Origin of the sequence: Nocardiopsis sp. NPDC006198 (genome assembly GCF_040613895.1) — a bacterium.
Taxonomy (GTDB): Bacteria; Actinomycetota; Actinomycetes; order Streptosporangiales; family Streptosporangiaceae; genus Nocardiopsis; species Nocardiopsis tropica.
This window is the reverse complement of the sequence record NZ_JBEXSY010000001.1, coordinates 208,412-232,093: the sequence shown is the minus strand read 5'-3', so window position 1 is coordinate 232,093 and position 23,682 is coordinate 208,412. Positions and strand designations below refer to the sequence as shown.

The following is a 23,682-nucleotide window of genomic DNA, read 5'->3' as shown; positions in this document are numbered from 1 at the left end:
TCAGGAGAGGGCGTTCGCGGCCTCGGGGCCCGCCGCCGTGTCACGGCGGCGCCGGATCACGGCCAGTGCGGTCGCGGGGATGAGTGTCAGTGCGGCGATGGCCGTTCCGACGACGAGGGGGCCCGTGGTGCCCAGGCCGGTGCCGAGGGCGATGCCGCCGATCCAGGAGGCGGCCGCGGTTCCGAAGTTGAAGGCCGCGACGCTGAGGGAGGACCCCAGGGTGGGCGCGTGGGCGGCGTAGCGGACCGCCAGCGAGATCAGCACCGGGTTCGCGCCAAGGCCGAACAGCCCGAGCAGAACGAGGAGGATCGTCGTCGGGATCGGCGCGCCGGCGACGAGGCAGAGCGTCAACAGGATCAGGGCGGTTGCCGACGGCGCGACGATCGTCACCGTGTGCGGGCGGGTGTCGCCGAGACGGCCGCCCAGGACGGACCCGAGGAGTGAGCCGACGCCGAAGCCGGCGAGCACCAGTGGAACGAGGCCCGAGGGGATGCCCGTCTGCCCGGTGAGCAGCGGGGTGACGTAGGAGTACGCGGCCAGGACACCGCCGGTCGTGGCCGCGCAGGCCGCCAACGCCAACCACAGTCGCCCGGAGCGCAGAGCGGTCAGCTCCGAGCGGATCGACATCGACCGGTGCCCGCCGCCGTAGGGAACGTGGCGGGCGATCACGGGCATCGCGATGACCGCGAGGACCGCCAGCGCCCAGAACGTGCCGCGCCAGCCGACGAGCTGTCCGGCGAACGCGCCGAGCGGAACGCCCAGGACGGTCGCGAGCATCCCTCCGGCGTTGACGACGCCCACGGCCCGCGAACCCGCTCCCGGGCCGGCGACGCGGGTGGCGACCACAGCGGCCACGGCCCAGAACGCACCGGTCGCCAGCGCGGTGAGGAAGCGTGCTGCGAGCAGCACCCCGAAGTCGGAGCCGACGGCGACGATCACGTGCCCGAGGGCGAACACGCCCAGGGCGAGCACGAGCGTCACCCGCTGCGGCATCCGCAGGGTCAGCATCGCCATGAGCGGTGCGCCCACGATCATGCCGACCGCGAAAACCGTGATGAGCATTCCCGCCCGGGCGACGCTCACCCGCACGTCAGCGGCGATGTCGGGCAGGATCCCGGCCACGACGAACTCCGTCGTGAGCATCAGGAACGTTCCCAGCGCCAGGACGTAGACGACGAAGGGGAGTCGGGACGAACGGCCCTGGTGGAAAACCCGTGTGGCTTCGTCGTGCATGGCGAACCTCGTGTCGTGGTGGTGCCTTCGCTGTCACCACCCACTCCACCGGCCGCCGCCGACGCGGAGAAGGTTGCGTTTGTGGGGGTACAACCTCAACCCCCCTTGAGGCGCTCACCTGCGCCTATCGTGGACGGCATGGACAATCGCGCGGACATCAGGGGCTTCCTCGCCAGTCGACGGGCCAAGTTGTCCCCGGAACAGGTGGGGCTTCCCCCCGGCGTCCGCCGCCGGGTCCCCGGGCTGCGTCGTGAGGAGGTCGCCGTCCTGGCCGGTGTGAGCATCGAGTGGTACACCCGGTTGGAGAAGGGCCACATCGCGGGTGTGTCCGAAGAGGTGCTCGACGCGGTCGCCCACGCGCTGCGCCTCGACGACGAGGAGCGCACCCACCTGTTCGACCTGGCCCGCGCCGCACGTCCGGCCCACCGCAAGGCGACCCGCCGCCGCGAGGTCGCCCTCGCGCCGCCCGTGCAGTGGATGCTGGACTCCATCACGCTGTCGGCGGCGTTCGTGCGCAACGGCCGACTCGACGTGGTCGCGACAAACGCCCTCGCCAGGGCCCTGCACGCGCCGATGTTCACCAGCCCGACGACGGCCGCCCGCGGACGGGCCAACTTCGCCCGCTACCACTTCCTCGACCCGGCCTCCCGTGACTTCTTCGCGGACTGGCAGGCGGGGGCCGCGATGACCGTGGCGCTGCTGCGCGCCGAGGCCGGACGGGAACCCCACGACCGGGCGCTGCGTGAACTCATCGGTGAGCTGTCGACCCTCAGCGACGACTTCCGTGCCCTGTGGGCCTCGCACGACGTGCGCATCCGCCACGACGGCGTCAAACGCCTCCACCACCCGCAGGCGGGCGATCTGGAGCTGACCTTCCGGTCCCTGGACCTGCCGACCTCGCCGCGGGCCGTGCACGACCTCTCGCTCTACACCGCCGAACCGGGGACCCCGCACGAGGAACGGCTCAAGCTCCTCGCGAGCTGGTCCGCGCCCCGCACGGCCTCCAGGCGGGAGGGCCGGGATCTGTTGACCGCTCCCGAGACCGGGTCGGGCCGGAACTGACGCCCGGGAAGTCCTCGTGGCGGGTCGAACTTCCGAAGTCCTGCGTCTGCGGAAGCGGACTGCCGGTGGGCTTCCGGGAACACACGGGCCGAGCCGCCGCACCGCACCCGCCCTGCCGGGCCACCCGGCGGCCGGACCCGCCGCCGTCCGGGGAGCGGCGAGGAACCACCGCCGATTCCTGTGCTGGTCCTCCTCGCCGCCTTCCGGCGCACGGGGGTGTTCGCGCACCCGAGGAAGTCAACTGGGGTTGACCATTGGCACTAGTCAACGTAGGTTGACTCCATGGCGGACGACGAGGGTTTCGGAAGCAACGGCGCACCGACGCCGATCACCGTCGACGTGGGCGGGCACGCGCTGTGCGCGCGCGTCGTCGGCGAGGGCCCCACGGTGGTCCTGGAGAGCGGAGGCTCCGGCCAGGGCGTGGGCACCTGGGGCCGGGCCCTGGAACGGAGGCTGGCCGAGCGGGCCACCGTGGTGACCTACGACCGCGCCGGCGTCGGCCGGTCCGGCGGAACACAGGCCGCCACCGTCACCGAGGCGGCCGACGGCCTGCACCGGCTCGTGCACGCCCTGGGCCTGGAACTGCCCGCGGTGTTCCTCGGCTGGTCCTACGGCGGGCTCGTCACCCAGGTCCACGCGGCCCGCCACCCCGAGGACGTGTCAGGGCTGGTGTTCGTGGACCCGACGGCTGCAGGAGCCCCGCCGGGCTCGGACCCGGTACGCCGCCTGTCGTTCGGCGCGGTGTCGCGGCTGCTGCGCCTGCGTGCCGCGTTCGGCGGCCGGAACGCACAGGAGCTGCGCGAGCTGGCGACCATCCTGGCCGGGATGCCGCAGGCCATGGAGGAGACCGCCCGGGTGCGGCGGGAGGTCGGGCTGCCGCCGGTACCCGTGCGCGTCGTGACGGCGGGCAGACGACCGCGTATGCCCCGGGCACACCTGGAGCACCTGAACGCCGACCACCGCGCCCTGGCCGAGCAGTCCCCGCAGGGCCGAGTCGCCGTCGCCGAGCGGGCGGGCCACCAGATCCCCTACGAGCAGCCCGAGGCGGTCCTCCGGGCTCTCGACGAGGTGCTGGAGGCGACGCGGGCCTGATGCTCCGTCCGGCGAGAGGGCGGTTCCCTGCCGGGAGAGTTGGAAAGGGACCGCGGTGCAACGTTCTCGCTGCTCGGAGGGCAGGCCGATCCCGCAGTGCGGGGCGGACCGGCGGGCCGGCGCCGTCCGCCCTGGTAGGGCACGACTCCGGGGGACGAGAGGTTCCCCGACAGGCCGCACGTGATGCGGTGCGGGGGGCGCTCGCGCCGCCTTCGGTCCCGGCCCTCCCCGCGAAGACCGCAGAAGGCGCGCCAGGCCCCCGGAACCTCCGGCCGGGGCCCGACACCTGCGGGCCCCTACCGCTGCACCCTGTGGCGATCCTCCCCCTGAACGATCAGTCCGACAGCCGGGCCACCACGGCGAACTGCTCCGAAGCCGGATCGTAGGGGGCGCCCGCCAGGTCGCCGTGCACCTCGGCGACCCCGAACCCGCTGTCGGCCAGCTCAGCGGCGAGCGTGTCGGGCGTGAAGTAGCGGACCCAGTTGCAGAAGACCCTCGTGTCGTCCGCTGTGACGATGTCGTAGCGGTCCAGGCTCACCCGCTCGTCGTCGTACCGGAAGGTGTGCCGGAAGCCGTGGTAGGGCCGGCCCGCCCAGAACCCGCCCATGAGGTCGGGGGCGTAGACGGCCCCCTCGCGGACCGGGTCCAGTGCCGGTTCGGCGTCCACGTCGAACAGGAAGACGCCTCCGTCGGCGAGGTGTCGGCGGACCACCCCGAGCAGTCGGTAACGGTCCTCGGGCGCCATCGCGCAGTAGTCGCGCATCACCATCACGATCAGGTCGAAGCGCTCCTCCAGGTCCAGGGTCAGGTAGTCGCGGCACAGGTGGTGGGCGTCCAGGCCCTCCGCCCGCGCGGTCTTCTCGGCGTGGTCGACGGAGAGCCGGGCGAAGTCCACCCCCAGCGCGTGCGCGCCGGCGCGCGCCAGGCGGGTGGTGTACAACCCCGGGCCGCAGCCGAGGTCGGCCACGCGGGAACCGGCCCCCAGGCCGAAGTGCCCGACCATCCAGTCCGTGGCGCGGTCGACGAACTCGGCCCGGTGGGAGGCGGCCTCGACCTCGGGGGCGAGGTGGTTGGCGAGCATGCGCTCGGAGATGTGCGGGTCGGTCCACAGGTCCGCGGTGGTGACGAGGGCGTAGGGAGCGGGGCGCTCGGCCATGGCGGACAGGGCGGTGAAGAGGGAGTTCACGGGGTTCCTCCTGGTACGTGTGGGACCACCAGCGGGGACGCCCGAGGCGACTCACCCGGGCCCGGCGGTGGAGAAGAGCTGCGCACACGTTCAGGAGGACATGCCGCTCATCGTACCCAGCGGCCGAGCCCCGCCGGCACCGGTCGATCCTCGCCAGGCCCGGTGGCGAGGCCGGTGCCGCAGGCCGGGTCAGCCGGTTGAGCGCACCGGGTCAGGCATCGCAGGCCGGGTGGAACCGGTCCGAGGCCGAGGGGGGAAGATGTTCTTCGGGTCCTGCCCCGGGAAGGTTGTAGCCGGGGGCGTCGACGTCGGAGAAGCGTTCGACCTGGTCGCTCAGCCCGTCCTCGCCACCGCCCAGCAGGGCGCCCGTCCCGTACACGCCGTCCCCCTCGTAGCGGTACGACGCGAGGTCGGGGTGCTCGTCGTCGTCGAAGTCGACCACGCGCAGGCCGAACGTGGTTCCCAGGTCCAGTTCGTCGGTGCGCTGTCCGGTCCCCCGGTCCGAGAAGGGCCCGAGGCGCAGTTCGGCCACTCTGGAGGGGACCGGGTCGTCTCCTCCGACGGGGGCGGTGGCCGCGATCGCCAGGTCGAGCCAACCGTCGCCGTCGAAGTCGGCCACCGCCGCCATGACCTCCTCTCCTTCTTCACGCGAGCTTCCGAGCAGGACGCCCGTGGTCTGCGGTTCCGCGAACCCGGATTCCTCACCGAAGGCGATGGCCAGGTCGGTGCCTATGCCCTCGGTGCCGGAGATGCGGTCGGGGTGGCCGTCGTTGTCCACATCGGCGATCAGCCGGCCGTTGATGTCCGAACACGGCTGGAAGGCGCTGGGCCCGGACGGCTCGAGCGGTGCCGGACGGAGGCAGCCGGTGAGTGCCAGCCCCAGGCCGGCTGCCACCCAGAGCCCTCGGTGCCGTCGGCTGGTGATCATCTCGTGTGCCCGTCCTCGGTGGGGTGTCGGCCAGAAGAGAAGAGTGTCACCGAGTGCGGGGCCACCCGCAAACCGGGCGGCCCCGGAGCGGACATCCGTGCCGGGGCCGCGCGCCGAGCGCAGCCGGCCGCTCGCCGGGGGCTGTCAGGGTGCCGGCATGAGGCCGAGGGCGGCCAGCAGCGCCGGGACGGCCAGCAGGACAAGACCAAGCACGGCAGGTGCGCCGAGCACCCCGAGGACGGCGAAGCCCTTCCGGAGGCCGTTCCGCCGTGAGTGGGAGACCGCCAGGATCCCGAAACCGGCCGCGGCCAGCAGGAAGAGGAGCACGTAGCCGACACCGGCGGCGTCGATCTGGTCGACCCCGCCCGCCAGGCCGGAAACCATGCCGACCACCTGTACGACGCTGCCCGTGGCGTACAGGCCGAGCGTCGCGAAAACCGCCCACACCGACACGGCCAGGAGAGCCGGGGGAACGAACGTCGGGCGTTCGGCGACCGACAGCAGCGCCACGGCAGCCCCCAGAGCCTTCAGCCCGACGACGAGCCAGTTCATCACGGTGATCGCGGAGCTGTAGTCGGCGTAGGCGCCGTCGGAGAAACGGTCGGTGATCTCGAAGACGACGTTGAAGACGGCGAACCCGACGCACCACAGGGCCATCAGCAGGCCGATCGCGGTCACGGCGGCGCCGGGTGGTGGAGGGACAGGGGAACGATCGGCTGTGGGCGCAGTGGAGGAGGTCATTGCAGAAGCCAACACGGATCCCGTCGTCGACGCCTCCCCCGCGGGAGGGAGAACCACAGACCGCCCTCACGCCTCCGGGGGAACCACAGCCCTGCGGCGCGGTCGAGGCCCTCGCCTCCGGGTACGCGGGGTCGGCCGGTGTCCTGATCCGGCCACCGCCGTTGGTCGTCGACAGGGTGGGACCGGGTAAGGAGCGGACCACCGTCACTCCGCGGAGGACCGCTATGCCTGTGATGTTGCTGATCGTGGCCGGTTGCGCGCTCGCGTCCGCCTGGCTGCTGTGGGTCGTGGTCGACTCCTACAGCAAGATGGTCAGCGCCTCCGAGGAGAAGCGCCTCAAGGAACGCGACGACACACTCACGCAGGTGGCGGCGGCGACCTCCGGCGGCAGCGCGGCCATGACCCTGATCCTGCTCGGGCACGCGCACGCGCAGCCGGAGAGCACCGGTACGAAGGGCTTCCTGGCGATACTGGCCGTGTACGTGCTCGTCTGCGCCGGGTGTGTCTGGGCGACCGACCACCTGGACGGGGCCCGCCACCGGAACCGCATCCGCGACCTCCTGACCATTGCGTTGTGGGCTGCCGCCGGGGCCGCCTTCCTGGCCCTGCTCGGGGCCGTCACCGATCCCGGCGCCCGGGAGGTGGTCGGTGCCGTGGTCGGCGCGGTCGGCGCGTTTCTCGAGGGTCTGCTGACCCTGGTGGCCATAGTCGTGACGGTCGTCGTGACACTCGGGTTCATGATCCTCATGAGCGGGGAGGACCAGAACACTCCTCGGCGCCCCAAGGGGATGAGCAGGCAGGTGTGGAACCGGCAGCAGCGGGAGTGGCGGGAGTACAAGCGCAAGCACGGCATCGACCGCAGCGGCGGCGCGGGCTACAGCGGCGGCTCCGGTGACGGGGGCGACGGAGGAGACGGCGGGGACTGATCGCCGTCCCGCCCGCCGATTTCTCCCCCTTCGAGCGCACCGTCGGAGGCACAGCCCCCAGGAGAGGATCTGCCGGTGGAGCCGAGAACTGCCCTGACACCACATCAGGGAGAACGGGCCCGCACCGCGCGCCTCAGTTGCAGGGGAGGGAGATCGGGTTGACCTCGTTGCCGTCGATGGAGCCTCCCCATTGCATGCAGGAACCACGCCCGTACACGTACACCGGTCCGGCGTAGCTGATGTACACGCCCATGTCCTGCTGGAGTGAGGACGGGTCTCCGGCCCTGCGCAGCCACACGTCCATGTGGACGGAGGGGCCCGGGTTGTTCCGGATGGTGACCGCGCAGTGGTAGCCGTTGGAGTTGTTGTAGGTCAGGAAGACCGTGCCCAGGTTGTTCGGCACCTGAGCGGCGTTGACGACGCCGTAGCCCGCCCCGCAGGCACCGTTGTAGCCGGCCGCGGAGGCCGGGGCTGCGGTGAAGGCTCCACCCGCGACGAGCGCGAGCGTCGCGACGGCGGTGGCGAGGCTCTTCTTGAGCAGTCGCACGAGAAAGATCCGTTCATCCGGGAGGTGAGGACGCTCGAAAGCGTAGGGAGTTTCTCCCTTCTGCAACAGCGTGTGACCATTTGCGGCCATGAGGTGACCAGCCGCGTCCCGGAGAAAGCAGAGACCACCCGCCACCGAGGCATCCCGCGCCCATCCGCGGAACACCTGTCCCACAGGCGCTTTCGAGCGCCCGGGTGACCAGGTGGTTGTCGTCAGGGGACAGGGGCCACGCGTCCGGGATTCGGTGCGCCAAGCGAATTTTCGCCACGTTTCATCCTCATCACCCCAGCGCGGACTCTTTGTGGCTGGAGCGCATCACCTGGGAGAACCGGAGCTGCGTTCGCGCCCGCCGTGGGGAGCGCGAAGCTCTACCCGACGCCCCCGCCCCGGAGTCGACGGTGTACGAGATCAACGGGCAGGAGCGGCGTTGTCCAAACGGGAAACAAGGGAACACCCGATCAGAAACCCTCGCCACCTCACCGGCCCCCTCCTGGAGCAGAAGGGGTGTCACCTGATCACTTCTGGTGGGGTCCAGGTGCATTCTGACCGCCCCGATAAGAGCATTACCGGCGGTCAGAACCGTTTGATACCTGGACGAACCGCACCGGATCGCTGGGCCACTCCGCACAGCCGGATCGGTCTACCTCCTGATCCGAGGAACCGTTGCCCCAGCGCTCCTTTCCGGCGCACTTGATCCGCTCCCCCACTCGCGTGTGATCCGGCCGAGACAACGCGGCCGCCTACCGGTCTTTCGCATGGGCGCGGATCTGTTCGGCCAGCCGCGCGAGTTCGGCCGCCGTCGCGGGCGAGGCGTTGCTGAGTCCGCTGTACACGGCCGCCGGGCTTCGCAGGAAGCGCCGCAGCACGGCCACGAGCAGTCCTTCCGGCAGGGTCCGCAACGCAGCGAACCCGCGAGGGACCGGCGGCGTCGGCATGGCGGCCAGGTTCTGCCGTATGAGGCGGAGCATGCCGCGGACCGCGTCCGGATCGTCGGCCAGCGCCACCGGGCCGCCCGCCGCGTACACCGCCTGCTCGAGCGGCATCGCGAACGCGGCATGCGTCTTGAGCCAGGCATCCATCCTCGGCTCGGCCCTGGCATTGATCCCGGCGGTGCGGAACGTCCGCACGATCCGTTCGAGTCGCGGGGTGGTCCGGCCGTCGGGTTCACCGATCGGCATCGCCACCCGGCGGGTGACGAAGCTGTCCGCGCGGTGGCGGACCACGTCGCCGTCCATCGTGCCGCCGTCCGTGCCGAAGCCGAGCAGCACCCGCTCATGGCCGATCACCGAGCCCAGCGGCTCCGGGCCGCCGGCCCAGTTGTGCAGGAACAGCACGTCGCCTTGGAGACCGGCGAGCGACTCCAGCACCGCGTCCACCTGGTGGGCGCGGACCAGGACCGCGGTCAGGTCGTATCCGCCGTCCGGGTGCTCGACCACGGGCACCGGTACCCGCCTGACGGCCGGGCTGTCCTCCTCTGCGAGCTGCACGCCGTGTCGGCGCAGGGCGGCCAGGCGCTCGCCCCGGGCCAGGAGCGCGACGTCGTGCCCGGCCTCATGCAGACGGGCGGCGAACAGGCTGCCGAGAACCCCGGCGCCGTACACGAGCAGTTTCATGGCGATCTTCTCCGTATGCTCATTTCAATCAAACGTTCGTTTGAATCAAACGTCTGTAGTGTACGCAGACATGGCGTCACCTGACACCCGCACCCAGCTCCTCGACGCGGCCGAACACCTCTTCGCCGAGCGCGGCTACCGCGGCACCTCGGTCCGCGCGATCACCGACCTCGCCGGAGCGAACCTGGCCGCCGTCGGATACCACTTCGGGTCGAAGGCGGAACTCATGTCCGCGGTCGCCCGCCGGGTGGTCGAGCCCATCAACGCCGCACAGTGCGCCGGGCTCGACCGGCTGCTCGCCAGAACTCCCGACCCGGCGGTCGCCGAGCTGGTGGAGGCCTTCGCGGGGCCGCTGTTCGACGAAATGCGGGCCGGTGACGAGGGCGGCGCCCGCCGGTCCCGGCTGATCGTGACGATCCTCGGCGACCCGGCCGAGGAGGTGCGCAGCTGGACCGGCCCGGCCGAGGACACGGTCCGTGAGCGCTACCTGGCGGCCTTCGGACGCGCACTGCCCGGCCTTTCCCCGGAGGAACTGCGGTTCCGGATGCGGGGGATCCTCGCCGTGACGGCCGTGGACCGCGTCGAGGTCTACCAGCGGCCCACCCCGGACTGCCCGTCCCCGGTAGCGGGCGAGGCAGCCCGGCACTGGGCGATCACGTTCCTGACGGCGGCGATGAGCGCACCGCCGACGGGGACCTGACACCCCGGAACGGCCGCGGCCGATCGTCGCCACCGGAGCACCCCGGGGCGGCGGGGATTGCCGCAGCCGTTGGCGGCAGACCCCGCCGATGGCCACGGACCGACCACGACTTCCCCGTGCAACGTGGCCTTGCGCGGGGGCTGCCTTGTGCCCGAACCAGCCGACCTGGGTTGCCGACCTGCCAATAAGGGTCACTTAGCGGGGGCCAGAAACCGCCCCTGCGGGCGACGAGTCCCCTGCGTCGACACCTGTATCGCAACCTATCGGTTGTGATAAGTTGTATGGCAACCGAAGTGTTGCAATGGAGGTTGCGGTGTCCATCCCCGACAGCATCGAGCGTGTGCTCGAACTCGCCCATCCACCCGAGAAAGTATGGGCAGCATTGACCACCGCCGAAGGACTCGGCGGCTGGTTCGGCTCCCGCGCGGAAATCAACGACCTGCGCCCCGGTGGCGAGGCACGCGTGTGGTGGAACCAGCAGGACGGGCACACCCTCGCGATCCAGGTCGTCGAGCCGCCCCGCCGGTTCGCCTACACGTGGGCGATCGACGGACTGCCGACGGGTGACCCGCGCCGGACCCGGGTCGAGTTCACATTGGAGTCCACCGCCACGGGCACGCGGTTGACGGTGCGTGAGACCGGCTTCGCCCGGATGCCGGAGGACCTGGCCATCGCCTACGAGGACCACACCACGGGCTGGCGTACGGAGCTGACCGAGTTGGCCGAGTATCTCGATGCCGCGTCCTGACCCTGAGACCGATACCGAGTCAACCGCCCAGGCGGTCTTCACCGCACTGGCCGACCCGACGCGGCGCGGCATCCTCGCCGAACTCGCCGCGCGCGGCCCGGCGACGGCGACCGATCTGGCCGAGCGGCTCCCCATCTCACGCCAGGCGATCGCCAAACACCTCGCCCTGCTGTCCGATGCCGGGCTGGTCCGAGCGGAGACCGGGGAACGGCGCCGGATCCGCTTCCGGTTGCAGACCAGGCCGGTCGCCGTTGCCCAGTCGTTTCTCGCCGCGATGGCGCGCGACTGGGACGGACACCTGGGTGCACTGCGCGACCACCTCGACGACCACAGAAGGAATGGGACATGACCCCGACGTTTAGCGGCGGCCACAACATCGCCATGAAGCTGCCCAAGGCCCAGTTCGACCGCACCATCGCCTTCTATCGCGACATTTTGGGGATGGAGGTCACCGATGAGAGCAGCGAGGCCGTCGCGAACGGCGTTGCCCAGAGCGCATCGGTGCGGTTCGGTCCGGTCAAGCTGTGGTTCGACCGCGTCGACAACTACGCGCGAGCCGACCTGTGGCTGGAGCTGTTCACCGACGATGTCGGCCTCGCGACCCGACACCTGGCCGCGCACGGTATCGCGGTCCAAGACGAACTGGAACCGCTCCCCTCCGGCCTGGATGCCCACTGGATCAGCAGCCCGGTGGGCATCCCGCACATCGTCCGGCTCTCCAACGAGGTGCAGTAGGGGGTCGAGGAAGGAGCCCTTGCCCTAGGTGCCGTAGGCCATTACCGCTCCTCAGGCTGGCGCCTCTTCAACCGAAACCGGCCATCTGCGCTGCGGCGGGCGAGCACACTCATCACGTGCGAGGTTGAGGTAAATCGGGCACCGGCGCGGCGCCACCTCGCTCCTCCTCCGGCCGCCCCAGGCATGCGAGACCCGTGCTCTGGAAGGGCTCACCACCGACCGGTGAGCGGCCGAAGGGCCACCGCCACCCCCCGTCGTGATCCTCCCCGGCCCCATCGGGACCCGACGCCTCCCGGGGCAGCGCGAAGGCGGGATATCCGATGGAGGAACGGCCCTGCGCGTGGCAGGCTACGACCATGACCTCCCGGCCCAGCGGGCTGCCAGACTGCTCCTGGCTCGGCGCCCCGATCGACGCCCGCCCCCTCTTCGCCCCTGAGCACAACGCGCTGATGGCCACGCTGCGGGGGCTGACACCCGCCGACTGGCGTGAGGAGGCGGTGCCGGGATGGACCGTGCGCGATCTCGCCGCGCACCTTCTCGGCGACTGCTACGGACGGCTCGCCCGAGGCCGCGACGGCCACCCGGAGGGGCCCTCCTTCGCCGCGGGCGAGACGCTGGAGGCGTTCATCCACCGCATCAACCAGGAATGGGTGGACGCCCACCGCCGGGTGAGTCCGGCCGCGCTCACGGACACCCTGGGGCTGGTCGGCCACCAGGTCGTCCGCTTCTTCGAGACGGCGGACCAGGACGCTCCGTCGACGGGGGTGTCCTGGGCCGGTGTCGACCCGGCGCCCATGTGGCTGGACAGCGCCCGCGAGCTCACCGAGTTCTGGACCCACCGCCAGCAGATCCGCCACGCCGCCGGCCAGGCCACCGACCCCGCCCCCAGGCCCCTGGCGCTGGTCCTGGACACCTTCATGCGGGCCCTGCCCCACACCCTGCGCGAGGTCGACGCACCGGTGGGAACGCAGGTCCGGGTGAGCGTCGAAGGCCCGGCCGGCGGCCTCTGGACCGCCACGGCCACCGGGGACCGCTGGTCCCTGGCCGAGCCCGGCGTCCGGCACCCGGACGCGACCCTCCACCTGGACGCCGAGACCGCCTGGCGGCTCTGCACCCGCGGCGTCGAGCCGGACACCGCCCTGGCCCGCGCCCGCGTCGAGGGCGACCCCCGCCTGGCCGGGGCCGCCTGCCGGATCGTCTCCATCATCCACTGACGCCCCGGCCCCCACCAGGAGGCGGTGACCCGGTACCGGCAGGATCTCGGTCGCGCCGGTGATGGCCGCCCGTGGTCGACGCCCTCCCCACCGCGCCCGGCCTCCCGACCCTCCTCGGCGGACGTGGAAGGAGGAGGCGCCGCGGTGTGGGGGCACGTGCCGGCCGGTGTGCACACGAGGCGGCGCGCCCCGCCGCCCCCGACCAGCGAACTCTGCCGCGGCTACCGTGGCGGGCCGGAACACCGTTGTCGGACCGCGGCTCTTCCTGAGCACCTCGAACTCCCGGGGCACCGGCCGGGTCACCGCGACCGCCCTCCACGGCGACGACGACCGACCTACCCTTGAGTGCGCGTCGCTGTTTTCTTGACCCGTTGCCCAGGGCGTCTCCGCGCGGAGACGTCCGTGTCCGTCCAGACGGCCCCACACCTGTGGAGGCAGTTCCGTCGGCGCGGACTCTCCCCCCGTTGTCCCCCTTGCTACCCGACAGGACCAAGCGCATGAAGAGGGACCCCCGTATCGCCTGGCGGCACGCACTCGCCGCACGGGCGCTCCAACTGACCTACCCCGCGATGAACCGCCTCCTGCTGCTCCCGCCGGAGGTGGAGTTCGCGACCAAACCGATCGCCGCGCCTGCGACCGTGCGGATCCCGACCCGCCACGGCGATATCGGCGCCCTGGTCTTCAGCCCCACCTCCGAGGACATCGAGTCACAGCTCGCCGACGGTCGCAGCCCCCCGGTGCACTTGCTGATCCACGGCGGGGGGTTCATCACCCGCTATCCGCTCGGTGAAGGCAACGTCGCACGCTATCTCGCCTCCGAACTGGGCTGCTACGTCCTCATGCCCGACTACCGTGCCGCCCCCCAGGTCTGCCATCCGGTGGCCGGGCAGGAGTGCTACGACGCCTACCTCTGGGTCCGCGGCAGCGGCGCGGCCCACGGCTGGGACGGCGACCGGGTCTCCGTCGGCGGGCCCAGCGCCGGCGGGCACCTCTCCCTGGGCGTGGCCCTGACGGCCATCGAGCGCGGGGCCCCCTCCCCGGCGGCCCTGTCCGTGGAGTTCGCCCCGGTCGACCTGACCCTGGCGAACGCACAGCGGACGTCGACCCGGTCCCGGCCCATCGTCGGAGACGCCCTGATGGACACCGTCATGAACACCTACTTCGCCGGAGCGGACACCAGCCACCCGCTGGTCTCACCCGCACTGCACCCGGCACTCGACCGGCTTCCCCCGACCCTGGTCATCACCGCCGAGCACGACACCCTCAGGGACGAGGCCGACCGGTTCGCCGACTCCCTGCGACGTGCGGGAGTCGAGGTCACCCATCGCATGTTCGAGGGCGTCGACCACGGATTCATCTACCACCGACCGGCCGAACCCGCCCGCGCCGCCATCTCCCTGATGGGCGAGCACCTGGGCTCGGCCTTCCGACGTTCCCGCTGATCGAAGGGGCGGACCGGGTCGAGGACGCGGGACCGGCGCGTGCGGTCCCCTCCGCTGCTCCCACCGGTCCGCCGGCGCCGGCCGGTGCTCAGCGGCGGTGGAGCAGCCGGGTGGCGGCGGCCAGGAGCGGGGTGGTGAGGGTGGTGGCGGCCGCGCCGAGCACGGTGTCGGTGGCCAGGATCCAGCGGACGGTCATCATCCCCCGGGTGATGACCTCGCTGCCCCGTAGGCGCATCGCCGCCTCGAACCGGCCGACGGCCGCGGTGAGCGCGGCGGGGTCGGCTCCGGCCCCGCTGAGGTTCCCGACCAGGTCGGCCGCGTCGCGGATGGCGGCGCCGGCCCCCATGCCGGCGGTCGGCGGGGTGGCGTGGACCGCGTCCCCCAGCGCCGTGATCCGGCCGGCGGGCCACGGTGCGAGCTCCCGTGCCCGCGGTGACGCGGCGTTGAAGCGGAACGCGGCCACGGTGCGGGGGTCGGCGCGGTCGAGGACCTCGAGCACGTGCTCGCTCCAGCCCAGCTCGGCGAACCGGGCCGCCAGCGCCGCCTGCAGTGCTTCGCCGCGCAGGCCGCGCAGGGCGTCGGTGGCGGAGGACTCGGGGAGCATGGCCCCCCAGATGTAGGTGGGGCCCGTGGTGAGCGCCATGCACAGTTCGGGCCTGTCCAGTGCGGCGTTGCCGACGGGGTCGAGGTAGCCCACGTAGAGTGCGGCGCCGTGGCCGCCGAGCGCCAGGCCCGATCGCGGCCCCAGCCGTTCCCGCTCGCGCCGGCTCAGTGAGGGCAGCGGTGTCCGGCCGGAGAAGCCGATGATGCCCGCCGGGGTGTTCGTGGGGCCGCCGGCCAGGTGCCGGGCCACCAGGGAGTGGGTGCCGTCCGCTCCGACCAGCAGGTCGCCGGTGACGGGTGCGGCGTCGGCGAACTCCACGCGCGGCGTCCCGTGGTCGTCGTGGCCGACCCCGGTCGCCGTCCGGCCCAGGTGGAGGTCGTCGCCGACCGCTTCGGCGAGCAGTGTGCGCAGGGTGATGCGGTCGATGTCCACGCTCGGGTCGGCGCCGAGGTCCGGGCCGTGTCCCAGCAGGCGGCCGCGCCGGTCCCAGAACGCGTCGCGGTCGCGCAGCCGCAGCGCCGAGGACGACGCCAGCAGCCGCTCGAAGACCTCGGGCGGGAGCAGTTCCCGCAGCGCCGTCTGGGCCCGCTGGTCGAGTGTGATGTGGTATCCGCCCGTGGCCGCGACGTCGGTGTCGCGGTCGTACACCGCCACCTCGATCCCGCGGCGGCGCAGCCCGGCCCCCACCACGAGTCCACCGATTCCGCCACCGACAACGACGACACGCACCATGTTCCCGCTCCTTCTTCGTTCCGGGATGGTCCCGGTCATGCAGGAGGATGGGGCATGTGGTGGCCACCGAATGTCCACTACTGCCCATAATGGAGCTGTGGCGGATACTTCACGGCGGGCGCTGCGACTGCTCTCACTGCTCATGGCGCGACAGCAGTGGCCGCTGGGCGAACTCGCGTCCCGGCTCGGCGTCAGCGAACGCACGGCACGGCGCGACATCGAGACCCTGCGCGGGCTCGACTACCCGATCACCACCGTCCGCGGGCCCGACGGGGGGTACCGGCTCGGCTCCGGCCACACCCTCCCCCCGCTGCTGTTCGACGACGATCAGGCGCTCGCGGTCTCGGTGGCCCTGCAGACCGCTCCGAGCACGGTGTTCGGCCTGGCCGAGGACGCGGCCAGGGCACTGGACACGCTCACCCAGGTGATGCCGGCCCGCGTGCGGGCGTCCATGGAGGCCTTGCACCTGACCAGGTTGCAGAACTACTGGGAGTTCCCCACCCCGCCCGTCGACCCGGACGCGCTCACCGCGGTCGGCGGAGCGGTGCGCCACCGGCACGTGCTCACCGTCCAGACCCTGCGCGCCGACGGGTCGCGGGCCCTGCCCGGGGACGAGGACTTCGTTCCCGCCCGGCGCGTGGAGCCCCATCACCTGGTCGTGTGGGCCGCACGCTGGTACCTGGTCGCCTACGACCTCGCGCAGGAGGCCTGGCGCATCCACCGTGTGGACCGGCTGGTCCCCCGCCCGACGACGCAGCCCTTCACCGACCGCGCCCTCCCCGGGGGCGACGTCGCCCGGTTCGTCATGACCAGCCACGACCGGGGCGACGTCCCCACCGCCTGGCCGTGCATGGGAACCGCGCGCCTCGACCTGCCCGCCCACGTCGTCGCCCGCTGGGCGCCCGGCGGGTCCGTCATCGAGCACCTGGACGCCGACCACTGCCGGCTCACGCTGGGAGCGTGGTCGTGGGCGGGTGTCGCCGGGATCCTCGCCACCTTCGACACCGGGATCACCGACGTGACCCCCGCGGAGCTGGTCGTCGCCTGCCACCGCCTCGCCGAACGGTGGTCCGCCGTCACGGGGCCGACCGCGTAGGGGGCGGGCCGGGGCGGCGTCTGCGGGTCCCGGCACACAGCAACGGGGACACTGCCCACCACCCGGCGCGCGACCCCCTGTGACGCGCCCCGCCCTGCCCCGGCCGCACGTCCGGGCGGGCGCCGGCCCTCAGACCGGCAGGTGCGGGCTCGGCCGGCCGCTGTGGGTCAACGTGAGCCGGTGCAGGGCACGGGTGCAGGCGATGTAGAGCAGCGACCGGTCGGTCTCGGAGCCGTACTCCTCCAGCGAGGCCCGGGCGACGATCACCTCGTCGAACTCCAGCCCCTTGGCCAGGCCCACGGGCAGCACGGTGACGTCGTTCCCGAGCACACCCCGGGACCCGCCGGTCGCCAGGGCGAGGCCTTCCAGCTTCTCCGACAACAGCCGGTGCAGGTCCTGCGCCCGCGAGCGCGACCGGGTCACGATCGCGAGCCGGCCCTCCCTCGCGGCGCGGAACCGGCCGACCTCCTCGGCGAGCCATCCGACCTCCGCCTCGGACGTGTCGAAGCCCAGCACCCGGGGTTCGTCACCGTGGCGGTCGATGGTCGTGACGTGGGTGCCGCGGATGCCGGAGGCGAACCCCATGATCTCGCTCGTGGAGCGGTAACTGCGGTTCAGCTCCATCACGCGTGCGTCCTCGAACAGCCCCCCGAGGTCCTCCGGCGCGTAGTCCTCGGTGTTGCCCAGGGCCTGGGCCACGTCGCCGAGAACGGTCATGTTGCACCGGAAGAGCTTCCGGAGCACCGCGTACTGCGTCGGCGAGTGGTCCTGCATCTCGTCGATCACCAGGTGCCGGATCTCCTTGTCGCCGTCCAGTCCCGCGAACGCGGCCGCGGCGAAGAGGTAGGGGTACACGTCCGCCCACTCCAGGGTTCCCGCCGACGGCGCCCGGAACGACGTCGGCGCGTCCGCCCGCCGGTACAGGTCGCGGTAGAGCGCCCGCGTGCTCTTGACGGTCAGCATGGAGGTGAGTTCCTTGTTCACCTCCCCGACCCGGGGCAGGGACGCGGCGGTGGGGTCCTCCAGTCGGGCCCGCTGGCAGAGGTGTTCGGCGATCCCGCGAAGGCGCGCCCTGACCGGCACGGACGCCATGTGGTCGAACCGGGTGCGCAGCTCTTCTGCCTCGACCCGGAAGCTTCTGACGCGCAGGTCACGGGGCACGAAGCAGTTCTGGACCGCCTCGGCCACGGCCTGCTCCAGCCACCGGTGGAACGCCAGGGTCGACTTGGCGCGCGCACGCTCGTGTGCGGCGCCGTCACCCGGCTCGACGGGGTCGACCGGGTCGGTGAAACCTATCCGGTGCCCCTCGAGCCGGCGGCGCGCGATGCCGGTGAGGTCGAGGGCGACGACCGCTTCCTCGCCCAGTTCGGGAAGCACCTCGGAGACGTACTCGGCGAAGAGCCCGTTGGGGGAGACGATGGCGATGTTGTGCGCCTTCAGCCGACCGCGCTGCCGGAACAGCAGGTAGGCGATGCGGTGCAGCGCGATGGAGGTCTTCCCGGAGCCGGCGACCCCCTGGATCACGAGCGTGCTGTCCGACTCGTTGCGGATGATCGCGTTCTGCTCGCGCTGGATCGTGGAGATGATCGAGCGCATGTGGGCGTCGCTCGTGCGCCCGATCTCCTCCAGCAGGATGTCGTCGCGGATGGCGTCCGCCGTGTCGACGACGAACCGCAGTTCGCCGTCCTCGATCTTGATCTGGCGTTTGCGTTCGATCCGTCCGGTGATCCGTCCCGAGGGCGCTTCGTACTCGGCCCGGCCTGGCTCGGCCTCGTAGAACAACCCGCCGAGGGGTGAGCGCCAGTCCACCACCGCTGTGCGGCCGGAGTCCTGCAGCCCTTGGCGTCCGATGTAGTGGGCTTCGGGTGCGCCCGCCGGGTCCGCCGTGAAGTCGAGTCGCGCGAAGTAGGGCGAACTGCGCATCGACTGCAGTCGTTCGCGCAAGCGCACGGCGTGGGCGCCCCTGGCGTCGATGTCGCGCAGGATCAGCTCGTTCTGGTACATCTCGGTCGGGTCGATCTCGCCCCGGTTCTCCGCCATGTAGGACTTGACCTCGCGGTAGTCGGAGTCGTGGGAGCCGAGGGAGGCGGTCAGCGCCCCGATCCTGCTCTCCAAGCCGCGCAGGGTGGCGGCGAGGCGGTCGCGCTCCTCGGGATGCGGGTCCGGTGGTGCGGAGGTCACAGTGGTGCTCCTGGAGTTCGGTGCGGATGGCAGGCAGGGCGACCCGTGTCCGGGGCGGTGCGTCCCGGGCACGGGTCGGGGCGGCGGCCGTCTCGTCGAAGGGCCGCCATGTCGTGTGTGCGAAGGGACCCCGCCCTGTGGTCGGGCGGAGGTACCACGCCCGAACCTCAGTCTACCTATCGGTAGGTAGAGAGCGGACGAGCTCGAACCGCTGGGTCGGATAGCCGAACTCGACGCTCAGAGGCCCGGGCCGGAACCCCAGCCCCAGCAGGGCTCGGCGGTGGCCGAGGTCGGCCCGGTCGCCCTCGCGGAAGGTCGTCACCGACAAGCGCGGATGACTCACCCCGGCCTCGCGAAGGAGCGTGCGCACCACCGATGACCCGCGCGCCAGCGGATGCACGGCCAGGTAGTCGATGTGGCCGTCCGCCGGATCGATGATCATCGCCGCCGCGGGGCGGCCCCCGCGGTGGGCTGTCAGCACACGGTGCGAACCGGACCGTGTGTCCAGGGCGGCGGTGTGCTGTTCCAGGTCGAGCACCGGAAGCATGTCAACTGCCGCGAGCGACAACGGAAGGAGCCGGTCGGCACCGATCCGGTCGGTGACCTCGAAGCCGTCGGCCGCGCGCCCGAACCCCCACTCGGCCCGGTCGAACGTGTACGGCAGCAGGAGCGGGAAGAACCGGCGGGTGCGCCGCCACCTGGCGGGCGGCAGGCCGTAGAACGACGAGAAGGCGTGGGTGAAGGACTGCTGGTCGGCGAACCCGTGGTCCACCGCGATGTCGAGGACGGGGTCCGGCGTCGCGGCCAGCACCCGCGCCGCCTCGGTCAGCCGCCTGCGTCGGACGTAGGAGTGGATGGTCAGCCCGAGTGCGCGGTGGAACGAACGGTGCAGGTGGTGGGCGGAGTACCCGACCCCTGCCGCGACACGGTCCAGGCGCAGATCGGTGTGCAGGAAACGTTCGATGAAATCGACCGCCGCCGCGTGATCGGTTGAACGCATGGTCTCCTCGCGTGGGCCTCCTCCCGGCGTGGGCAGCTGTTCGGCCCACCGGTGCCTTCAAGGCTAGCCAGGGGCACCCCGCTCGGCTTGCGCGATCTTGCGCAGTTGTCAACAGCTCGTCCGCCGGGAGAAGTCCGGTCTCTGGATCGGTCCCGCATGCCCTTCACCGCATCGGGGTCCCGCCCCGGGTCGGCGGGGTCAGGAGGCTTCCCGCGCTCGGTCGCGCCGAGAGGCGTGCGCCGACGACTTCGAGAACGTTGGCTCGCTCCTCACCGTGCGGACAAGGGAGTGGAGCAGTCGAAGAGGCAGGGCGTCACCGATGGCAGGTCGGGCGCACCAGGGCTCGGCAGTTCGGATGTCACCGGCCACGCCGCCGCCACGGGAGGCGGGCCGCGCACTTTCCTGTCTTCGCCGGTGGCGCTCGCACGTCGACCTGCCATCGCCGACCCATCACGTGAGAAGGGCTCTTGCTCCGCCGGGCGAATACCTCTGCCGGGGCGATCGTCCAGATGACGAATTGCCGTCAGGGGAAGTGCAGTTCGACGACGACGTCATCTGCCCCGAGAACCACTGTTTCCGTCTCGGTCCTCGTTCCGTCCTTCGTCCCGTGGACGTCCCAGCTGCCCTGGTGCAGGACCAGTCGGTAGCTTCCGTCGTCGATGGTGCGTGAAGCCCTCTCGTGCGAGGACACGGGCGGGTCCTCGTTCGACGACCACTGGATGCTCACTCCTTCGACCGGCTGTCCCGAGGAGTCGTACACCGTGCCCGTGATAGCCGTCATCCCGGTTTCCCCGGGACTTCGACCGGGGTCGTCATTGCTGACCATTGTCCAGGGAAGAGCACACGAAGAGGCCAGGAGAGCCGTTGCCACGACGCATGCTCCCCGCGTGCGGATACCAGCCATGCACACCACCGTCTTTTCTGAAATGGTCCTACCCGAGGGTGCGGAAGCAGACTGGTACCGGTAAAGGCGCCGGCCCATTTTAACTGCTTTCGGTATCAGGACGGATTCACCGGCTCAGGCATGGGGTCGTACCGCGCCGGAGTGATCCGCGTGGCCCGGTTCATCACCCCCTGCCCGCGATCCCGACGGCCCGGGCCGGGGTACTCCGCCGGCCCGTGTCCCCCGGAAGAGCTACACGCAGGTGTCCACCCCATGGTGACGACTTCGCCCCGCCCCGGTCAGTAGCGTTCTCACCAGTCGCGGCTCCCCTGCCGCACCGATGTCATGAAAGACCCCCATGAGACTTCTCTGGCAGCTCCTGGCCGTCGCCGCGGTCGCCTTCCTCGGCGGACAGGCGGTCTTCGCGGTCCAGGGCAACACCTGGCTCACCCTGGCCCTGGGCCTCCTCACCGCCGTGATCTCGGTGTTCGTCTACCGGTGGGTGGTGCGCCGCACCGAGAAGCGCGATGTGACCGAGCTGGCCTGGAAGGGCGCCACCGCCGCCACCAGCTGGGGCACCCTCCTCGGGGTCGGCCTGTTCGCCCTGGTCATCGCCAACATCACCTTCCTCGGCGGCTACCAGGTCCACGGTCTGGGCTCACCGATGAGCGCCCTGGGCCTGGTCGGCTTCATGGGCGCCGCCGCGGTGACCGAGGAGCTGATGTGGCGCGGTGTGCTGTTCCGCATCATCGAGGAGCGCGCCGGCACCTGGATCTCCCTCGGACTGACCGGCCTGGCCTTCGGCCTCGTGCACATGGCCAATCCGCACGCCACCCTGTGGGGCGCCATCGCCATCGCCATCGAGGCCGGCGGCATGCTCACCGCCGCCTACGTCGCCACCCGCAGCCTGTGGCTGCCCATCGGCCTGCACTTCGGCTGGAACATCGCCGGATCCGCCCTCTTCGGCACCGAGGTCTCGGGCAACGGCACACCCCCGGGGCTGCTGGACGCCACCATGTCCGGCCACACCCTGATCACCGGCGGCGGGTTCGGCCCCGAGGGCAGCATCTACTCCGTGGTGTTCTGCGTCATCGCCACCGTGGTGTTCATGTGGATCGCCCGCCGCCGCGGCCGGATCGTCCCCGTCCGCCGGCGTGACGCGCGACCCGCCACCGCCGCCGCACCTCCCCGGTGACCTCGCTCCAGCGGCTCTCCCACCTGTGGCGGCGGCTCGACGTCACCCTCCAGGACCTGCCCCTGGCCCTGCTGATCCTCTCCGTCTCCCTGGTCCCGTCGACGCACGGCTACGGGACCGATTTCGGCGGCGTGGCGGACCGCCCCTTCGACGCCCTGGGACTGCTCGCGGCAGCCCTGCAGTGCCTGCCCCTGGCCGTGCGGCGCCGGTGGCCGGCCCTGTCCCTGGCCGTGGTGGCCTGCGGCTTCGTCCTCGACCAGCTGAGCGGCTACCACCTGGTCGCGGGCACCGCTCTGCCCATCGCAGTGTTGAGCGCCGGCGCCCACCTCCACCGGCACCGGCTCACCGCCGTGGTGGTGGGCACGGCGGCCTACGTGGGGCTGGCGGTCGCGGTGTCCCAGGTCGGCACGGGCGAGTCCTTTCCCTCCTACCTGGTTTTCTACGCGACGCTGGCCTTCTCCTGGGGGACGGGGGCGTGGCTGCGGTCCACCCGCGCCGCCGAGGCCGAACGCCGCCGCTTCGTCGCCGAGTCCACCCGCACCGCCGAACGCACCCGTATCGCCCGCGAGCTGCACGACGTCGTGACCCACCACGTGACCGCGATGGTCGTGCAGGCCGAGGCGGCCCGCTACCTGACGGCCGCTCCCGAGCGGCTGGACGAGACCCTGACCGCGGTCACCGACACCGGTCGGCGGGCCATCACCGACATGCGCCACCTGCTCGACGTCCTCGACCCCGACCACTCCGCCCCCGTGCCCGGGTCCGACGAAGGGCTGCTGTCCGTGGTGGAGCGCACCCGCAGGGCCGGGCAGCCGGTGGAGTTCACCGAGGAGGGCGTCCCGGCCGCCTCGCGCGGCAGTGCCGACCTCGTCGCGCACCGCGTCGTGCAGGAGTCCCTGACCAACGCCCTCAAGTACGCGCACGGCAGCCCCACCACCGTCCGCGTGCGCCACCGCCCCGAGGAGATCACCGTGAACGTCACCACCGACCGCTCCGGGCCTTCGGGCGTCCCGGCCGGGGGCGGCGGGCGCGGCCTGGCCGGCCTGCGCGAACGCGTCGAGGTCCTGGGCGGCGAGTTCACCGCGGGTCCGCGCGAGGGCGGAGGTTTCGGCGTGGACGCGCGCATCCCCGCCCGCGCCCCGACGGGCGGCCGGGCATGAGCGCGCCGATCCGGGTCCTGGTCTGCGACGACCAGGTGCTGATCCGCACCGGGCTGGTCACCATCATCGACGCCCAGCCCGACCTCGAGACCGTCGGCGAGTGCGGGGACGGCAGGGCCGCGGTCGAGCTCGCCGAGCGGCTGTGCCCCGACGTCGTGGTGATGGACGTGCGCATGCCCGTGCTCGACGGCATCGGGGCCACGCGGCGCCTGGCCGGAGCCGGGGTGGAACACCCCGTCAAGGTCCTCGTGGTCACGACGTTCAACCTCGACGAGTACGTCTACGAGGCGCTGCGCGCGGGCGCCAGCGGGTTCCTGCTCAAGGACGCGCCCCCTGCCCAGCTGCTGCACGGGATCCGGACCGTGGCCACCGGGGCGGCGCTGCTGGACCCCGACGTCACCCGCCGGCTGGTCGGCAGGTTCGCCACCCGGATCCGGCCCTCCCGGGCCGAGCCGGCCGATGTGCCGCTGACCCCGCGCGAGCTGGAGGTCCTGCGCCTGATCGCCGACGGGCTGTCCAACGGTGAGATCGCCGCGGCCCTGTTCATCAGCCAGGAGACGGTGAAGACGTTCGTCTCGCGGATCCTGGCCAAGCTCGGCCTGCGCGACCGGGTCCAGGCGGTGGTCTACGCCTACCGGCACGGGCTGGTCACCTGAGCCGGCGT

23 protein-coding genes are annotated in these 23,682 nt (G+C 71.8%); 13 read left to right on the top strand and 10 right to left on the bottom strand.

From position 1 onward, the window contains the following. Window positions 1–1,233, bottom strand: coding sequence for an MFS transporter (locus ABZ234_RS01110; protein WP_355010476.1), 1,233 nt, complete (start codon window positions 1,231–1,233; stop codon window positions 1–3). A 138-nt stretch (window positions 1,234–1,371) separates the two neighbouring features. On the opposite strand from ABZ234_RS01110, the gene ABZ234_RS01105 reads away from it, so the two are divergent. After that, window positions 1,372–2,295 (top strand): helix-turn-helix transcriptional regulator, encoded by a 924-nt coding sequence (locus ABZ234_RS01105; RefSeq protein WP_355010475.1) that lies wholly within the window; start codon window positions 1,372–1,374, stop codon window positions 2,293–2,295. A 282-nt stretch (window positions 2,296–2,577) separates the two neighbouring features. After that, complete coding sequence (locus tag ABZ234_RS01100; protein WP_355010474.1) at window positions 2,578–3,387, top strand: alpha/beta hydrolase; 810 nt, start codon at window positions 2,578–2,580, stop codon at window positions 3,385–3,387. Window positions 3,388–3,721: 334 nt separating this feature from the next. Here ABZ234_RS01100 and ABZ234_RS01095 read toward each other — a convergent pair whose 3' ends face one another. From ABZ234_RS01095 to ABZ234_RS01085, 3 genes are all read right to left on the bottom strand, one after another. Further along, window positions 3,722–4,573 carry a class I SAM-dependent methyltransferase gene (locus tag ABZ234_RS01095; protein WP_355010473.1) on the bottom strand — a complete coding sequence of 284 codons (852 nt, stop codon included), beginning with the start codon at window positions 4,571–4,573 and terminating at the stop codon, window positions 3,722–3,724. A 211-nt stretch (window positions 4,574–4,784) separates the two neighbouring features. Beyond that, window positions 4,785–5,501 carry a VCBS repeat-containing protein gene (locus tag ABZ234_RS01090; protein WP_355010472.1) on the bottom strand — a complete coding sequence of 239 codons (717 nt, stop codon included), beginning with the start codon at window positions 5,499–5,501 and terminating at the stop codon, window positions 4,785–4,787. A gap of 144 nt (window positions 5,502–5,645) precedes the next feature. Continuing rightward, window positions 5,646–6,179: a hypothetical protein gene (locus ABZ234_RS01085; RefSeq protein WP_355010471.1), complete on the bottom strand. Its 534-nt coding sequence runs from the start codon at window positions 6,177–6,179 to the stop codon at window positions 5,646–5,648. Window positions 6,180–6,466: 287 nt separating this feature from the next. Here ABZ234_RS01085 and ABZ234_RS01080 point away from each other — a divergent pair, with 287 nt between their 5' ends. Further along, a complete protein-coding gene (locus ABZ234_RS01080) occupies window positions 6,467–7,168 on the top strand; it encodes a hypothetical protein (protein WP_355010470.1) in 702 nt (233 codons plus the stop codon). A 133-nt stretch (window positions 7,169–7,301) separates the two neighbouring features. Here ABZ234_RS01080 and ABZ234_RS01075 read toward each other — a convergent pair whose 3' ends face one another. Beyond that, window positions 7,302–7,715 carry a spore-associated protein A gene (locus tag ABZ234_RS01075; RefSeq protein WP_355010469.1) on the bottom strand — a complete coding sequence of 138 codons (414 nt, stop codon included), beginning with the start codon at window positions 7,713–7,715 and terminating at the stop codon, window positions 7,302–7,304. Window positions 7,716–8,455: 740 nt separating this feature from the next. After that, window positions 8,456–9,328, bottom strand: coding sequence for a 2-dehydropantoate 2-reductase N-terminal domain-containing protein (locus tag ABZ234_RS01070; protein ID WP_355010468.1), 873 nt, complete (start codon window positions 9,326–9,328; stop codon window positions 8,456–8,458). 70 nt (window positions 9,329–9,398) lie between these two features. Between ABZ234_RS01070 and ABZ234_RS01065 the strand changes: the two genes are divergently transcribed. The 6 genes from ABZ234_RS01065 to ABZ234_RS01040 all read left to right on the top strand — a co-directional run bounded on the left by ABZ234_RS01065 (window position 9,399) and on the right by ABZ234_RS01040 (window position 14,167). Next, window positions 9,399–10,028 carry a TetR/AcrR family transcriptional regulator gene (locus ABZ234_RS01065; protein ID WP_355010467.1) on the top strand — a complete coding sequence of 210 codons (630 nt, stop codon included), beginning with the start codon at window positions 9,399–9,401 and terminating at the stop codon, window positions 10,026–10,028. A 313-nt stretch (window positions 10,029–10,341) separates the two neighbouring features. Further along, entirely contained in the window at window positions 10,342–10,776 is a 435-nt protein-coding gene (locus tag ABZ234_RS01060) for an SRPBCC domain-containing protein (protein WP_355010466.1), read from the top strand. Next, complete coding sequence (locus tag ABZ234_RS01055) at window positions 10,763–11,125, top strand: metalloregulator ArsR/SmtB family transcription factor (RefSeq protein WP_267945045.1); 363 nt, start codon at window positions 10,763–10,765, stop codon at window positions 11,123–11,125. Before ABZ234_RS01060 ends, ABZ234_RS01055 begins: the two co-directional genes overlap by 14 nt. After that, window positions 11,122–11,511, top strand: a complete 390-nt coding sequence (locus ABZ234_RS01050; RefSeq protein WP_355010465.1) for a VOC family protein — start codon at window positions 11,122–11,124, stop codon at window positions 11,509–11,511. Before ABZ234_RS01055 ends, ABZ234_RS01050 begins: the two co-directional genes overlap by 4 nt. Window positions 11,512–11,867: 356 nt before the next feature. Then, complete coding sequence (locus ABZ234_RS01045) at window positions 11,868–12,725, top strand: maleylpyruvate isomerase family mycothiol-dependent enzyme (RefSeq protein ID WP_355010464.1); 858 nt, start codon at window positions 11,868–11,870, stop codon at window positions 12,723–12,725. A 497-nt stretch (window positions 12,726–13,222) separates the two neighbouring features. Continuing rightward, window positions 13,223–14,167, top strand: coding sequence for an alpha/beta hydrolase (locus ABZ234_RS01040; protein WP_355010463.1), 945 nt, complete (start codon window positions 13,223–13,225; stop codon window positions 14,165–14,167). A gap of 88 nt (window positions 14,168–14,255) precedes the next feature. Here ABZ234_RS01040 and ABZ234_RS01035 read toward each other — a convergent pair whose 3' ends face one another. After that, window positions 14,256–15,503: an FAD-dependent monooxygenase gene (locus ABZ234_RS01035; protein ID WP_355010462.1), complete on the bottom strand. Its 1,248-nt coding sequence runs from the start codon at window positions 15,501–15,503 to the stop codon at window positions 14,256–14,258. Between the two features lie 97 nt (window positions 15,504–15,600). Between ABZ234_RS01035 and ABZ234_RS01030 the strand changes: the two genes are divergently transcribed. After that, on the top strand, window positions 15,601–16,599 hold the full coding sequence (locus ABZ234_RS01030; protein WP_355010461.1) for a WYL domain-containing protein: 999 nt from the start codon (window positions 15,601–15,603) through the stop codon (window positions 16,597–16,599). 129 nt (window positions 16,600–16,728) lie between these two features. Here the strand turns inward: ABZ234_RS01030 and ABZ234_RS01025 are convergent, their stop codons facing one another. From ABZ234_RS01025 to ABZ234_RS01015, 3 genes are all read right to left on the bottom strand, one after another. Continuing rightward, entirely contained in the window at window positions 16,729–18,780 is a 2,052-nt protein-coding gene (locus tag ABZ234_RS01025) for an AAA family ATPase (RefSeq protein ID WP_355010460.1), read from the bottom strand. A 172-nt stretch (window positions 18,781–18,952) separates the two neighbouring features. Beyond that, the gene (locus tag ABZ234_RS01020; protein ID WP_355010459.1) at window positions 18,953–19,780 is read right to left on the bottom strand and encodes an AraC family transcriptional regulator; all 828 of its coding nucleotides are present in this window, start codon (window positions 19,778–19,780) and stop codon (window positions 18,953–18,955) included. A gap of 523 nt (window positions 19,781–20,303) precedes the next feature. Continuing rightward, complete coding sequence (locus ABZ234_RS01015) at window positions 20,304–20,561, bottom strand: carboxypeptidase-like regulatory domain-containing protein (protein WP_355010458.1); 258 nt, start codon at window positions 20,559–20,561, stop codon at window positions 20,304–20,306. A 460-nt stretch (window positions 20,562–21,021) separates the two neighbouring features. On the opposite strand from ABZ234_RS01015, the gene ABZ234_RS01010 reads away from it, so the two are divergent. From ABZ234_RS01010 to ABZ234_RS01000, 3 genes are read left to right on the top strand one after another with little or no spacing between them, the layout of a single operon-like run. Beyond that, entirely contained in the window at window positions 21,022–21,858 is an 837-nt protein-coding gene (locus ABZ234_RS01010) for a type II CAAX endopeptidase family protein (protein WP_355010457.1), read from the top strand. After that, window positions 21,855–23,018, top strand: a complete 1,164-nt coding sequence (locus tag ABZ234_RS01005) for a histidine kinase (protein WP_355010456.1) — start codon at window positions 21,855–21,857, stop codon at window positions 23,016–23,018. The genes ABZ234_RS01010 and ABZ234_RS01005 overlap by 4 nt, the downstream gene beginning before the upstream one ends. Continuing rightward, window positions 23,015–23,674, top strand: coding sequence for a response regulator transcription factor (locus tag ABZ234_RS01000; protein WP_355010455.1), 660 nt, complete (start codon window positions 23,015–23,017; stop codon window positions 23,672–23,674). The genes ABZ234_RS01005 and ABZ234_RS01000 overlap by 4 nt, the downstream gene beginning before the upstream one ends. Window positions 23,675–23,682: the final 8 nt, after the last annotated feature.